Consider the following 13,683-nt stretch of genomic DNA (forward strand, 5'->3'; position numbering starts at 1 on the left):
AGGCTGCGGCGATAAACATAACAACAGAGAGAGAATCATGTCATACAGCCCTGCCCCTGACCAAGGCCAAGACGCCACCCGCAATGCGCTGTATCGGCGCATTACCCTGCGGCTGATTCCATTCATCTTCATCTGCTACCTGTTCAACTACCTGGACCGGGTCAACGTCGGCTTCGCCAAGTTGCAGATGCTCGATGCGCTCAAGTTCAGCGAAACCATCTACGGCCTGGGTGCCGGGATTTTCTTCATCGGCTATGTGCTCTGCGGGCTGCCCAGCAACCTGGCGCTCAACCGCTTCGGCCCGCGGCGCTGGATCGCGCTGATGATGATCGCCTGGGGCACGCTGTCGACCTGCCTGCTGTTCGTCACCACGCCCATGGAGTTCTACGTGCTGCGCCTGTTCACCGGCGCCGCCGAAGCGGGCTTCTTCCCCGGCATCGTGCTGTACCTTTCGCGCTGGTTCCCGGCGACCCGGCGCGGGCGGATCATGGCCCTGTTCATGTCGGCGATCCCGGTGTCCGGCTTGCTCGGCGGGCCGTTCTCGGGCTGGATTCTCAATCACTTCGCCGCCGGCCAGCATGGCCTGGCCGGCTGGCAGTGGATGTTCCTGATCCAGGGCCTGCCCACCGTACTGCTCGGCTTTCTGGCAATTTTCCTGCTCAGTGACGGCTACGCCAAAGCCAAGTGGCTGAGCCCTGCTGAACGGCAGATGATCGAGGCCGACCTCAAGGCCGATGCCGCCAGCAAACCGCCGACCACCAGCGACAGCGTACTGTCGGTGTTCGCCAACCCGCTGATCTGGACCTTCGGTTTCGTCTACTTCTGTATCCAGAGCGGGGTTTACGCGATCAACTTCTGGCTGCCGTCGATCATCAAGAACCTGGGCTTCAACGATGCCCTGCTGATCGGCTGGCTGAGCGCGATCCCCTACCTGCTGGCCGGGGTGTTCATGCTGCTGGTCGGGCGCTCGGCGGACCTGCGCAACGAGCGCCGCTGGCATTTGGTGGTACCGATGCTGATGGGTGCCCTGGGCCTGCTGATTGCGGTCAACTTCGCCCACAGCCCGGTGATCGCTATCATCGGCCTGAGCATCGCCACCATGGGCGCCCTCACCGGCCTGCCGATGTTCTGGCCCATGCCCACCGCGCTGCTGAGCGCCGGCACCGCAGTCGCGGGCCTGGCGATCATCAACTCGGTCGGGCAGATGGCGGGCTTTCTCAGCCCGTACCTGGTCGGGTTCATCAAGGACCAGACCGGCTCGACCGATGCGGCGTTGTATTCGCTGGCGGGCTTGATTGTGTTTGGCAGCCTGGTGGCGTTGCGGGTTTCGCGAGTGCGGGCTGCCGGGGCGGTGGCTGAACCGGTGAACTGAGGCACCCCCATCGCGGGGCAAGCCCGCTCCTGCAATAGGTGGGAGCGGGCTTGCCCCGCGATGCTTTAAATCGGAGGTGGAACTGTGTAAAACAGATCGAATTCCAACCGCGAAGGGACTTTCGATCATGATCTACCGTCCTCTGGGCCAAAGCGGCCTGCAGGTGTCTGCACTGACCCTGGGCAGCATGATGTTCGGCGAGCAGACCAGCACCGAAGACTCGCTGCGCATCATCGACAAGGCCTGGGATCAGGGCATCAATTTCATCGACACTGCCGACGTGTACAACGCCGGGCGCAGCGAAGAAATCGTCGGCGAGGCCATCGCCCGCAACCGCCAGGACTGGATCCTCGCCTCCAAGGTCGGTTTCGGCCCTGCCGAGGGCCTGCCCAACCGCAGCGGCCTGAGCCGCAAGCATATTTTCAACGCCATCGAAGCCAGCCTGACCCGCCTGGGTAGCGACTACCTGGACATCTACTACCTGCACCGCGAAGACCACAACACCCCGCTTGAGGTCACCGTCAGCGCCATTGGCGACCTGCTGCGCCAGGGCAAGATCCGCCACTGGGGGGTGTCCAACTTCCGTGGCTGGCGCATCGCCGAGATCTGCAACCTGGCCGAGCGCCTGGGCGTGGCCAAGCCGGTGGTCAGCCAGCCGCTGTACAACATCGTCAACCGCCAGGCTGAACCCGAGCAGTTCACTGCCGCCGCCTACCACGGCCTGGGTATCGTGCCGTTCAGCCCACTGGCCCGGGGCGTGCTCAGCGGCAAGTACGCGCCCAATGCCAGCCCCGACGCCAACAGCCGCGCCGGGCGCCAGGACAAGCGCATCCTGGAAACCGAATGGCGCCCTGAATCCCTGGAAATCGCCCAGAAGATCCACGCCTATACCCAGGCCAAGGGCGTTGGCATGGTCGAGTTCGCGATTGCCTGGGTACTCAATAACACGCTGATCAGCTCGGCGATTGTCGGCCCGCGCACCGAGGCCCAGTGGGACACCTACAGCGGCGCCCTTGAGGTGAAAATCAGCGCTGAAGACGAAGCCTTCATCGATTCGCTGGTCACCCCCGGCCACGCCTCGACTCACGGCTACAACGACAGCGCGCACTTCGTCAGCGGGCGCTTGCCACGCTGAGTTCGGTCCCCAGCAGGTGGCTGATCGCGGCCTTGAGCCTCATCGGCCGCACCGGCTTGTGCATCAGGGTGTGGCCCAGTTCGCGCACCTGCTGCTTGAGCTCGTTGCTATAGTTGGCGGTGATCATCAGCGCCGCTAGCGGTGTACGCCGTTGGGCGTTGATCGCCGCCACTGCGTCGACGCCATTGCGGCCGTTGTCCAGATGATAATCGGCAATCAGCAGGTCGGCCTCGGCGCTGTCGGTTGCCACCTGTCGCGCCAGGTCCTGCTCGCTCAGGGCCGTCACCACTTCGCAGCCCCACTGCTCAAGCAGCGTACGCATACCTGTGCAGATCGCCGCATCGTTATCCAGCACCCAGATACGTGCGCCTTCCAGGCGTTCGCGCAGCGGCTCGCTCAGGTCAGGCTCCGCCACCCGCTTCGGCGCTTGCCGGCTGCGCGGCACTTCAATGGCAAACATCGAGCCCTTGCCGGGCACTGAACGCAACTGCAGGCGATGGCCGAGGATCCCGGCGATCTTGTCGACGATGGCCAGCCCGAGCCCCAGGCCGCGATCCTGATCCGGACGCTGGACGTCACCGCGCTTGAACTCCTGGAAGACTTCCTCGCGGCGGTCTTCGGCGATGCCGATGCCGGTGTCCCAGACTTCGATCCACAGTGCCTTGCCACGTCGCCGGCAGCCGAGCAACACGCGGCCACCAGGGGTGTAGCGTATGGCATTGCTGAGCAGGTTGCGCAGGATCCGCGCCAACAGCTGGATATCGCTGTGCACGCTCAGGCCGCACGGCACGTACGCCATCCGCAAGCCCTCACTGGCGGCGGCATGGGCATATTCGGCGGCAAGATTGTCGAGCAGGTCGCTGACGGCGAAGCTGGCCAGGTCTGCCTTGATCACCCCGGCATCGAGCTTGGAGATGTCCACCAGGGTGCCGAGCAGGTTCTCGACGTCATCCAGCGAGTTGCTGACGTTGCGCACCAGCGCCGGGTTGGCGCTGCTCTGTTCGAGCAAGGCACTGGTGAACAGCCGCGCCGCATTCAAGGGTTGCAACAGGTCATGGCTGACGGCAGCGAGGAACTTGGTCTTCGACAGGTTGGCCTGCTCGGCCTCCTGCTTGGCCTGGCTCAGTTCGGCGGTGCGTTCGCGCACCCGCACTTCGAGGTTCTGGTAGGCCTGGTGCAGAGCCTCCGCAGTGCGCCGGCGTTCGGTGATGTCGCGGATCAGCACGAAGATCCCCACCACCTCGCCACTGGCCAGGCGGTTGGGCACGTAGGAGCGCAGCATGTAGCGCTGCTGGCCGTTGACGTGAGTTTCGGCGCACTCGAAGGTCACGCTCTCGCCGGCCAGCGCCCGCTCGATGTAGCCCTCCAGGCGCTGGTAGTGCTCGGGGCTGTGCACCTCGCGCAGTTTTTGCCCGAGCATCACCCCCGGCGGCCAGCAGTACCACTGCTCGTAGACTTTGTTGGTGAACTCGTAGACCAGTTCGGCATTGAGGTAGGCGATCAGTGCCGGTACATGGTCGGTGATCAGTCGGATCCAGCGTTCGCTTTCGCTCAGGGCCTCGGCGTGCTGGTAGCGTTCGGTGATGTCGGTGAAGGTATTGACGAAGCCGCCGGTAGGCAGCGGGTGGGTGCGAATCTCCAACATGCGGCCATCGAACAGACGTTGTTCCAGCTCATGCACGCAGCGGCCGTTGCCGTCGCGGCTGGCCGGGGTCAGCAGCGCCAGTTCGCTGTCGGCGATCACCTCGGTAAAACTGCGGTGCGCGGCGATCGGCGCCAGGCCGCTGAGTTCGAGAAAGCGCCGGTTCCACAACTCCAGCACGCCATCGGCATTGACCATGGCCACGCCTTGGGACAGGTTGTCGACCGCCCGTTGCAGCAAGTAGGACTTCTGCGCCACCGCCTGCTCGCGGCGGCGGGTTTCGCTGTGCTTGACCTCGGTGATATCGGTGAACAGCATCACCCGCCCGCCGTCCTGGGTCGGCCGTTCGCTGACCTGCAGCCAGCGTCCACCTTGCAGGCGATACAGCAGGTGCTCGTCGCTGGCACCGCGCTGCTCTTCGCGGAACAGGCCGCTGCTGTGCATCAGGCGCTTGACCTCGGCCAGGCGCATGCCGCTGATGATGCGGATGCGACTGTTGGCCCAGAACGCTTTGAAGCGGCTGTTGAACAGCACGATGCGCAAGTCCGGATCGAACAGTACGAACGCGTCGGAGATACTCTCGATGGCATCGACCAGGTGCTGGTGAGCGGTTTCCGCACGCAAGCGGGCATCGCTGAGCAGGTGGTTGCTGGCCTTGAGCTCGACCAGGGTCTGGTTCAGCGCATCGGTACGCTCACGCACCTGCTCGGCCAGCACCACCGAGTGCTGGAACGCCGCATAGGAGTCGTCCGGCCGCGCCGCGCCGGACTCCAGGCGTTCGATCAGTGCGGCGTTGATCCGTAGCAGCTTGTGGTTGGCCCTTTGCAGCTCGGCCAGCCGCTGGTCACTGTTCAAGCTGGCCACGGGGCCGTCCGATGGCAACGCCGGTGAAGGTCTGGTTGATGTGCATGCCATTGAACTGTTCTCCGTAGGAGTTGAAACCCAGCACCCGCTGTTGGCGCAGGAAGCTGCCGACCTCGGCCAGGCTGTCGCTGCCCTCCAGTTCCAGGCGGCGCAGGAAACAGTCGCAACCGATGGTCAGCAGCAAGGGGCCAAGGCGCTGTTGCAGCCCTTCGAACAGGTTTTCCAGATTGGGCAGCAAGGGCCCTGGGCGCATGGCGGTAAGGACGATGCCATTCTCTACTGCGCAGTAAAAACTCAGGCTCAGGTCCTCGTGCACCTGCTGGATGGCGCGCACGTAATAACGTTCGTTGATGCGCACCGCCAGCGGGTGGGCGGCAAAGGTGCGGTGGTTGATCTGGCTGACCGGCACATTGATCAGTTGTGCGTATTCCAGCGCCGCCGGCTCGGCATTGAGTTCGTAGACCCGGCGCAGGTTGCGGTCGGCGCGGGTGACCACCAGTTTTTCGCTGCGCGGCTCGATGTGATGGGTGGTGAACACCTCGAACTCCAGCCAGGTATTGACCAGCAGCACCACGGCGGCGCCCGTGCGGAAGGCGCCGTCGAAGTAAACGTGGGTGTGGTTGAGGTAGTTGTCATCACCCGCCGAGCCGCCAAAATGCGGGATGTCGCCCAGCGCCGCGCTGAGCGCTGCCAGCACGGTTTCTTCGCGACTCGACAGGCCATCGAGCAGGGTCAGGGCAAAGCTGTGGCCCTTGATCGGCGCCAGGGTGTTGCTGCGGCACTCGCCCACCAGCCGCTCGACCGTGGCTTGGGCCTGGATTAGGCTGAACTGCGGCATGGCGTCGATCAGTTCGGCGGCGATGGAAAACTGCCGGTGATCGAAACCCAGGGCGGTAATGCAGCCCCGGCCATAGCCGTCGGGGGTCAGTTCACCGGCACTGGTGCAACCGGCCAGGCGGATGCCCCCGAAGCTCTGTTGCAGGGCCTGGGCCAGGGCTGGCAGGTCGTACTCGGCGGAGCAGAAGAACAGCACAAAGCCCAGGTGCGGGTGCAGCAGCTGGCTGGCCAGCTCCTGGGCGGCGAGCTCGGCGGCGCTGGCCCGCGACACGGCACTGATCACCCCCTCGGCTTGAAACTGCTGCATGGCTGCCTCCTGGGTGGGCATTGATGGATGCAGGCAGTTTATGGAGGCTCGGGAGCGGGCCGAATGCTACTTGGGTACTGGGTGTGGGTGGCATTGGTTGTAGAACGGAACCTGTGGGAGCTGGCTTGCCATGCACATAACGCGTCGCCTGGATTACGACCGCTGCGCGCTCGATCGCCGGCAAGTCCGGCTCCCACAGGATTGGCTGTGGTCCCAGGGGCAGTGCAAGACCTGTGGGAGCTGGCTTGCCAGCGATGAGGCCAGTACAGCCAGCACATCATGCGGCGCCTGGATTACGACCGCTGCGCGCTCGATCGCCGGCAAGTCCGGCTCCCACAGGATTGGCAGTGCTCCCAGGGGCGGTGCAAGACCTGTGGGAGCTGGCTTGCCAGCGATGGGGCCAGTACAACCAACACATCATGCGGCGCCTGGATTGCGACCGCTGCGCGCTCGATCGCCGGCAAGTCCGGCTCCCACAGGATTGGCTGTGCTCCCAGGGGCAGTGCAAGACCTGTGGGAGCTGGCTTGCCAGCGATGAGGCCAGTACAGCCAACCCATCATGCGTCGCCTGGATTACGACCGCTGCGCGCTCGATCGCCGGCAAGTCCGGCTCCCACAGGATTGGCTGTGCTCCCAGGGGCAGTGCAAAACCTGTGGGAGCTGGCTTGCCAGCGATGAGGCCAGTACAGCCAACACATCATGCGTCGCCTGGATTACGACCGCTGCGCGCTCGATCGCCGGCAAGTCCGGCTCCCACAGGATTGGCTGTGGTCCCAGGGGCAGTGCAAGACCTGTGGGAGCTGGCTTGCCAGCGATGGGGCCAGTACAGCCAACCCATCATGCGTCGCCTGGATTACGACCGCTGCGCGCTCGATCGCCGGCAAGTCCGGCTCCCACAGGATTGGCTGTGGTCCCAGGGGCAGTGCAAGACCTGTGGGAGCTGGCTTGCCAGCGATGAGGCCAGTACAGCCAGCACATCATGCGGCGCCTGGATTACGACCGCTGCGCGCTCGATCGCCGGCAAGTCCGGCTCCCACAGGATTGGCTGTGCGCTCAGGTCTGGTGTTTACCAGGTCAGCACTGCCCCCACGGCAAAGGTATCGGTGTCTTCATTCTGCGCATCGCCCTCATGCCCGTCGATCTCGAACTGGTTGTACTCGGCCACCAGCTTGAGGTTGTCGTTGATGTCATGAAACAACGCAATACCACGGGTTTCGTAGTCGGCGCCGGTGTTCACCGCGCCATTGCCGTCATCCTTGGTCTTGCCATACGACAGCGCCAGGCGGTTCTTGCCGACCTTGTACGAGCCCTGCAGCAGGTAACCCTTGCTGTCCACTTCGCGCAAGGTCGCCTCGCCGGCATTGTTGGTGAAGAACGGGTTGATGCCCTTGGCGGTAAAACCCGAACCGGTCAGCGAGAACCCGCCCATCTTTGCCTGCACGCCATAGCCGAGACCTTTGGAGGTGACCGAGTCGACACTGCTGTCGGTATTGTCCGAAGTCTGGTAGGTGCCGTTGAGCCAGCTGTAGACCTGCGCCCCGCCCAGGTCGAACTGGTAGGTGATCTCGCTCTCGGTGCGCGGGTTTTCCTGATAGGCCTTGCCCACCGCGCTGTCGTCGTTGGTGTCGACCGGGTCCATGATCCCCACGGCGATGCGCAGGCCTTCCATTAGCGGTGTGCGGTAGGTGATCTGCGAGGTCGGGAACGGGTACGGGTAGCCACTGCCGATATTGCCGAACGACACGCCGCCGCCATCCACCAGGCCCAGGGTGTCACTGACCTGGCCATAGCCTGCCAGCAGCTCGTCGAGGAGGATGTTGGAGCGGGCGAACAGGCCGAAGTCTTTGCCGATCAGCACCTCGCCCCACTCCGGGTTGGCGACGGTGCCGTAGAACTGCCGCACGTCGATGGCGGTGTCGGTGCCGTTGGTTTCGCTGTCGTTGATGGTCACCCAGAACGAGGCGCGGCCACCGAGCTTGAGGTCATCCACCTGGCGGGTCATGTTGAAGCCCAGGTAGTTGGGCAGAAAGCCCATCTTCACCCGCGACTGGCGACGATCGTACTGCTCCCCTGCCCGATCGACGTCGCTGTTGACGTAGAAGGCGTTGATGTAGCCGTCGGTGGAAAAGGTCGTCTGCTCCTTGTCGTAGAGCATGATTTCGGCATCGGCCAAGGGGCTCAGGCCCAGGGCCACGAGGCTGGTCAGCAAAGGCAGGAAACGGCGATTGGCGTTTTTATTGTTGTGCATGGCGCTCTCCGCAAACGGGGGGACGAATGTCGGAGGGGATTATCGAAATGCGCGCCAGGCAGCCATACGCTGCCTTGGAACGTACAGAGTGCTGCTTTGGCGCCGCGGGCCTGGCTCCCCGCAGGCGGAACTAATACCTTGTTCGCCGGTGGCACAAGGCTAAAGTGGCAAGACCCGGTGCGTTAGGCGCGCCTACCCATGCAAAAATGCAGATTCAGCCTGCAGATTTACGGATTGTATTGGGCAAATTTGCACTGATACGATCCTTCGATCCTCTAGCGCCTATCCAGACCGTGTTAAAACACGTGGAAAATCAATAACAAAGCAGGGAGACAGCGATGACCGCGCACGCTCAAGCGCCAACCGAAGCCCATGTACTGGCCGAGGTTCGCAATCATATCGGTCACTTGACCCTCAACCGCCCCGCCGGCCTCAACGCCCTGACCCTGGACATGGTCCGCAGCCTGCAGCGCCAACTGGACGCCTGGGCCGCCGATACCCAGGTGCACGCCGTGGTGCTGCGTGGCGAAGGCCCGAAAGGCTTCTGCGCCGGTGGCGACATCCGTTCGCTGTACGACAGCTACAAGGCCGGCGACAGCCTGCACCGGGATTTCTTCGTCGAGGAATACGCCCTCGACCTGTGCATCCACCATTACCCCAAGCCGATCCTCGCCCTGATGGACGGCTTCACCCTCGGCGGCGGCATGGGCCTGGCCCAGGGCGCCGACCTGCGGGTGGTCACCGAGCGCAGCCGCCTGGCCATGCCGGAAACCGCCATCGGCTACTTCCCTGATGTGGGCGGCAGCTATTTTCTCTCGCGCATTCCCGGCGAGCTGGGCACCTACCTGGGGGTCAGCGGCGTGCAGGTGCAGGCGGCCGATGCGCTGTACTGCGGCCTGGCCGACTGGTACCTGGACAGCAGCAAGCTCGCCAGCCTCGATGAACGCCTGAACACCCTGAGCTTTGGTGAACACCCGCTCAAGGACCTGCAAGGGGCGCTGGCCAAACTCGGCACCCAGGTGCTCGAAGACGCGCCGCTGGCCAAGCTGCGTCCGGCCATCGATCACTTCTTCGCCCTGCCCGATGTTGGCAGTATCGTGGAGCAGTTGCGGGCAGTCACCGTGGCCGACAGCCACGACTGGGCGGTGAAAACCGCCGACCTGCTGGACAGCCGCTCGCCGCTGGCTGTGGCCGTGACCCTGGAGATGCTCCGCCGTGGCCGCCACCTGAGCCTGGAAGACTGCTTTGCCATGGAGCTGCATCTGGACCGCCAGTGGTTCGAGCATGGCGACCTGATCGAAGGCGTGCGTGCGCTGATCATCGACAAGGACAAGCAGCCACGCTGGAACCCCGCCACCCTCGCCGGCCTCAGCCGCCAGCGCGTGGATCAATTCTTCGAAGGCCTCTGAGGCCTGGAGTACGCAGATGCAAGACCTGGAACTGACTGAAGAACAGATCATGATCCGCGACATGGCCCGGGATTTCGCCCGCGGCGAAATCGCCCCCCATGCCCAGGCCTGGGAAAAGGCCGGCTGGATCGATGACGGCGTGGTGCAGAAGATGGGCGAGCTGGGCCTGCTCGGCATGGTCGTGCCCGAGCAATGGGGCGGCAGCTACACCGACTATGTCGCCTATGCCCTGGCGGTCGAGGAGATCGCCGCCGGCGATGGCGCCACCGGCGCGCTGATGAGCATCCACAATTCGGTGGGCTGCGGCCCCCTGCTCGCCTATGGCAACGCCGAGCAGCAACAGACCTGGCTCGAACGCCTGGCCAGCGGGCAAGTGATTGGCTGCTTCTGCCTGACCGAGCCGCAGGCCGGCTCCGAAGCCCACAACCTGCGCACCCGCGCCGAGCTGCAGGGCGAGCACTGGGTGATCAACGGCGCCAAGCAGTTCGTCAGCAATGCCCGGCGTGCCGGGCTGGCCATCGTCTTCGCCGTCACCGACCCGGAGCTGGGCAAAAAAGGCATCTCGGCCTTTCTGGTGCCCACCGATAACGAAGGCTTCGTGGTCGATCGCAGCGAACACAAGATGGGCATCCGCGCCTCCGACACCTGCGCGGTGACCCTGAACAATTGCCGCATCCCCGCCGCCAACATGCTCGGCGAACGCGGCAAGGGCCTGGCCATTGCCCTGTCCAACCTCGAAGGCGGGCGTATCGGCATCGCCGCCCAGGCCCTGGGCATTGCCCGCGCGGCGTTCGAGGCGGCGCTGGTGTATTCGCGTGACCGCATCCAGTTCGGCAAGCCGATCAACGAGCACCAGAGCATCGCCAACCTGCTGGCCGACATGCAGGTGCAGATCAACGCCGCGCGGCTGTTGATCCTCCACGCCGCGCGCCTGCGCAGCGCCGGCAAGCCATGCCTGAGTGAAGCCTCACAGGCCAAGCTGTTCGCCTCGGAAATGGCCGAACGGGTGTGCTCCAAGGCGATTCAGGTGCATGGCGGTTATGGGTATCTGGAGGACTACCCGGTCGAGCGCTACTACCGGGATGCGCGCATTACCCAGATCTACGAAGGCTCCAGCGAGATCCAGCGCATGCTGATTGCCCGGGAGTTGAAGCACTACACTTTGTAAACACGGCCTACTGTAGGAGCGGGCTTGCCCCGCGATAGCGATTCAACCGTGATATCGCATCGCGGGACAAGCCCGCTCCTACAGTCACTCCTCGACGTGCACGCTGTCGAGGTAGCTGCGCACTGCCCATAACGCCTCCTGGCTGAGGTAGTCGGCCATCTTCGGCATGTACACCCGGCCATCGCGTACCGCGCCATTGCGCACCCGCTCAACGAACCACTCATCACCGGCGGCGCCTTCATCGAGCAGGCGCAGGTCCGGCGCGATGCCACCGGACTTGGCCTCCAGGCCGTGGCAGGCGGCGCAGTTCTGGTTGTAGGCCGAAGCGCCGATCGACACCGCCTCGTCGTGGTCCTTGCTGTTGCGGTAAGGGTTTTCTGCGCGCCACTGATCACCGAGCTTTTCCAGGTTGCCGGTGTTGACCGCGGTCGGCGTGACGTTGCCATGGGCGAAAGCCCCGGCGCTGCTCATCAGGCCGACACCGACGATCAGGCTCAACCAGGCGTGTTTTGCTGTTTTCATTGTTCTGCCCTCGACTGCTGTTTGCACGCAAGAACCTCTCGGCTGAAAGGTTGTGCCGGCATCTTAGGAAGGCCCTGGCAAGGGCCCCATGCTGCTTTGGTGGTCGCAGCCTCCTCCCTTGGTAGTAGCGCTTGTGGGGCAGTGCCAAATCATGTCCGGCTTGGGAAATTCTCCCGTGAAAGCCGGGAGATTTTCCGTATCGATCCCACCCTTGGCGTTCCAGGCTATGCAGGCCAAAACCTTCATTGGGAACTCCAACCATGACAATAAGATCGTTACCCGCCGCCCTTTCTCCGCTGTCTGCCGCCGTGCACACCGTCCTCCTGCTCGGCAGCCTGGCCCTGGCCCCGCATGCCCTGGCAAAACCGGTGAGCTGGGAAGACATCGCCGACGACCACAAGAGCACCGGCAACGTGCTGCAGTACGGCATGGGCACCAATGCCCAGCGCTGGAGCCCGCTGGCCCAGGTCAACGACCAGAACGTGTTCAAGCTGACCCCGGCCTGGTCGTACTCCTTTGGTGATGAGAAGCAGCGCGGCCAGGAGTCCCAGGCCATCGTCAATGACGGGGTGATCTACGTCACCGGCTCCTACTCGCGGGTATTTGCCCTCGACGCCAAGACCGGCAAGCGCCTGTGGACCTACAACCATCGCCTGCCGGACAACATTCGCCCGTGCTGCGACGTGGTCAACCGCGGCGCCGCCATCTATGGCGACAAGATCTACTTCGGCACCCTCGATGCCCAGGTCATTGCCCTGAACAAGGACACCGGCAAGGTGGTGTGGAAGAAGAAGTTCGGCGACCACAGCGCCGGCTACACCATGACCGGCGCCCCGACCCTGATCAAGGACCAGAAGAGTGGCAAGGTGCTGCTGATTCACGGCAGCTCCGGCGATGAGTTCGGCGTGGTCGGCCAGCTGTATGCCCGCGACCCGGAGACCGGTGACGAGGTATGGATGCGGCCCTTCGTCGAAGGCCATATGGGCCGCCTGAACGGCAAGGACAGTACCCCCACCGGCGACGTCAAGGCGCCATCCTGGCCCAACGACCCGACCACCGAGACCGGCAAGGTCGAGGCCTGGAGCCATGGCGGCGGTGCCCCGTGGCAAAGCGCAAGTTTCGATGCCGAGACCAACACCATCATCGTCGGCGCCGGCAACCCCGGCCCCTGGAACACCTGGGCGCGCACGTCCAAAGACGGCAACCCGCACGACTACGACAGCCTTTACACCTCCGGCCAGGTCGGTGTCGACCCGAGCACCGGCGAGGTCAAGTGGTTCTACCAGCACACCCCCAATGACGCCTGGGACTTCTCCGGCAACAACGAGTTGGTGCTGTTCGACTACAAGGACAAGGACGGCAAGCAGTACAAGGCCACCGCCCATGCCGACCGCAACGGCTTCTTCTACGTCGTCGACCGCACCGACGGCAAGCTGAAGAACGCCTTCCCGTTCGCCGACAACATCACCTGGGCCAGCCATATCGACCTCAAGACCGGCCGCCCGGTAGAAAACCCCGGCCAGCGCCCGGCCAAGCCCGAGCCAGGGCAGACCAAGGGCAAGCCAGTGGAAGTGTCGCCGCCGTTCCTCGGTGGCAAGAACTGGAACCCCATGGCCTACAGCCAGGACACCGGCCTGTTCTACGTGCCGTCGAACCAGTGGAAAGAGGAATACTGGACCGAAGAGGTCAACTACAAGAAAGGTTCGGCCTACCTGGGCATGGGTTTTCGCATCAAGCGCATGTACGAGGATCACGTCGGCTCGCTGCGGGCCATGGACCCGACCACCGGCAAGATGATCTGGGAGCACAAGGAGCGCCTGCCGCTGTGGGCCGGGGTGCTGGCGACCAAGGGCAACCTGGTGTTCACCGGCACCGGTGACGGCTACTTCAAGGCCTTCAACGCCAAGACGGGCGAAGAGCTGTGGAAATTCCAGACCGGCAGCGGCATCGTCTCGCCGCCGATCACCTGGGAACAGGACGGTGAGCAGTACATCGGCGTGACGGTCGGCTATGGCGGCGCGGTACCGCTGTGGGGTGGCGACATGGCCGAGCTGACCAAGCCGGTGGCTCAGGGTGGCTCGTTCTGGGTGTTCAAGATCCCGGCCTGGGACACCAAGACAGCCCAGCGCTGATTTGACGCCCTCTCGCCGGCAAGGCCGGCTCCCACAGTGGATCGGTG

9 protein-coding genes are annotated in these 13,683 nt (G+C 64.0%); 5 read left to right on the forward strand and 4 right to left on the reverse strand.

What is annotated here, in order from left to right; translation table 11 throughout:
• Window positions 1-37: 37 nt before the first annotated feature.
• Both LOY45_RS13775 and LOY45_RS13780 read left to right on the forward strand, forming a co-directional pair.
• A complete protein-coding gene (locus tag LOY45_RS13775) occupies window positions 38-1,372 on the forward strand; it encodes an MFS transporter (RefSeq protein ID WP_233674689.1) in 1,335 nt (444 codons plus the stop codon).
• Between the two features lie 127 nt (window positions 1,373-1,499).
• Window positions 1,500-2,507, forward strand: coding sequence for an aldo/keto reductase (locus LOY45_RS13780; RefSeq protein ID WP_115086705.1), 1,008 nt, complete (start codon window positions 1,500-1,502; stop codon window positions 2,505-2,507).
• Here LOY45_RS13780 and LOY45_RS13785 read toward each other — a convergent pair.
• From LOY45_RS13785 to LOY45_RS13795, 3 genes are all read right to left on the reverse strand, one after another.
• The gene (locus LOY45_RS13785; protein WP_420832688.1) at window positions 2,485-5,064 is read right to left on the reverse strand and encodes a hybrid sensor histidine kinase/response regulator; all 2,580 of its coding nucleotides are present in this window, start codon (window positions 5,062-5,064) and stop codon (window positions 2,485-2,487) included. The two genes, LOY45_RS13780 and LOY45_RS13785, sit on opposite strands and share 23 nt — an antisense overlap.
• Entirely contained in the window at window positions 4,994-6,157 is a 1,164-nt protein-coding gene (gene nosP / locus LOY45_RS13790; protein WP_115086707.1) for a nitric oxide-sensing protein NosP, read from the reverse strand. The genes LOY45_RS13785 and nosP overlap by 71 nt, the downstream gene beginning before the upstream one ends.
• Before the next feature lie 1,066 nt (window positions 6,158-7,223).
• Window positions 7,224-8,405, reverse strand: a complete 1,182-nt coding sequence (locus LOY45_RS13795) for a porin (RefSeq protein WP_115086708.1) — start codon at window positions 8,403-8,405, stop codon at window positions 7,224-7,226.
• A 338-nt stretch (window positions 8,406-8,743) separates the two neighbouring features.
• Between LOY45_RS13795 and LOY45_RS13800 the strand changes: the two genes are divergently transcribed.
• Together LOY45_RS13800 and LOY45_RS13805 are read left to right on the forward strand one after the other, a co-directional pair.
• Window positions 8,744-9,814: an enoyl-CoA hydratase/isomerase family protein gene (locus LOY45_RS13800; protein ID WP_258577833.1), complete on the forward strand. Its 1,071-nt coding sequence runs from the start codon at window positions 8,744-8,746 to the stop codon at window positions 9,812-9,814.
• A gap of 16 nt (window positions 9,815-9,830) precedes the next feature.
• Entirely contained in the window at window positions 9,831-10,982 is a 1,152-nt protein-coding gene (locus LOY45_RS13805) for an acyl-CoA dehydrogenase family protein (protein ID WP_115086710.1), read from the forward strand.
• 84 nt (window positions 10,983-11,066) lie between these two features.
• Here the strand turns inward: LOY45_RS13805 and pedF are convergent, their stop codons facing one another.
• The gene (gene pedF, locus LOY45_RS13810; protein ID WP_010226528.1) at window positions 11,067-11,504 is read right to left on the reverse strand and encodes a cytochrome c-550 PedF; all 438 of its coding nucleotides are present in this window, start codon (window positions 11,502-11,504) and stop codon (window positions 11,067-11,069) included.
• 260 nt (window positions 11,505-11,764) lie between these two features.
• On the opposite strand from pedF, the gene exaA reads away from it, so the two are divergent.
• On the forward strand, window positions 11,765-13,636 hold the full coding sequence (gene exaA, locus LOY45_RS13815; RefSeq protein ID WP_258577834.1) for a quinoprotein ethanol dehydrogenase: 1,872 nt from the start codon (window positions 11,765-11,767) through the stop codon (window positions 13,634-13,636).
• Window positions 13,637-13,683: the final 47 nt, after the last annotated feature.

This window comes from Pseudomonas wadenswilerensis, from assembly GCF_024749185.1.
In the GTDB taxonomy this organism is placed as follows: domain Bacteria; phylum Pseudomonadota; class Gammaproteobacteria; order Pseudomonadales; family Pseudomonadaceae; genus Aquipseudomonas; species Aquipseudomonas wadenswilerensis.

Excerpts from the sequence above, each read along its gene's own strand:
- LOY45_RS13775 (WP_233674689.1), top strand. The coding sequence starts at position 38 with ATGTCATACAGCCCTGCCCCTGACCAAGGCCAAGACGCCACCCGCAAT.
- LOY45_RS13780 (WP_115086705.1), top strand. The coding sequence starts at position 1,500 with ATGATCTACCGTCCTCTGGGCCAAAGCGGCCTGCAGGTGTCTGCACTG.
- LOY45_RS13785 (WP_420832688.1), bottom strand. The coding sequence starts at position 5,064 with ATGGCATGCACATCAACCAGACCTTCACCGGCGTTGCCATCGGACGGC.
- nosP (WP_115086707.1), bottom strand. The coding sequence starts at position 6,157 with ATGCAGCAGTTTCAAGCCGAGGGGGTGATCAGTGCCGTGTCGCGGGCC.
- LOY45_RS13795 (WP_115086708.1), bottom strand. The coding sequence starts at position 8,405 with ATGCACAACAATAAAAACGCCAATCGCCGTTTCCTGCCTTTGCTGACC.
- LOY45_RS13800 (WP_258577833.1), top strand. The coding sequence starts at position 8,744 with ATGACCGCGCACGCTCAAGCGCCAACCGAAGCCCATGTACTGGCCGAG.
- LOY45_RS13805 (WP_115086710.1), top strand. The coding sequence starts at position 9,831 with ATGCAAGACCTGGAACTGACTGAAGAACAGATCATGATCCGCGACATG.
- pedF (WP_010226528.1), bottom strand. The coding sequence starts at position 11,504 with ATGAAAACAGCAAAACACGCCTGGTTGAGCCTGATCGTCGGTGTCGGC.
- exaA (WP_258577834.1), top strand. The coding sequence starts at position 11,765 with ATGACAATAAGATCGTTACCCGCCGCCCTTTCTCCGCTGTCTGCCGCC.